Raw genomic sequence first — 355 nt, forward strand, 5'->3', positions numbered from 1 at the left:
CTTCCACATATGCTCCAACTATAGCGACGATTATTGCTCGTGGGTATGTTTCTCGCTCGGGCAAGACGTTGTCTCCAAACGAGCTTGGTATTTTAGTTACTGAGGTTATGGAAGAATACTTCCAAAAGATATTAGATGTTGGGTTTACCGCGTCGATGGAGGATGAGCTTGATAAGGTTGCCGAAGAGAATAAAAACTGGAAAGAAATTTTAAGAGATTTTTATCCTGACTTTAAAACAGCGTTAACAAAGGCGGAGGATGAGCTTTCGAAAATTGAGATTAAAGACGAAGTTTCTGATGTTGTTTGCGACAAATGCGGCAAAATGATGGTTTATAAGCTTGGCAGGTATGGGAG

1 protein-coding gene is annotated in these 355 nt (G+C 40.6%); it reads left to right on the forward strand.

Annotation, left to right across the window (positions count from 1 at the left end; genetic code table 11):
• Positions 1-355 (forward strand): DNA topoisomerase (locus ACYVTD_RS18185; RefSeq protein ID WP_461249007.1); only part of this gene is annotated, 355 nt, incomplete at both ends.

This window comes from Treponema sp. R6D11 (genome assembly GCF_054786075.1).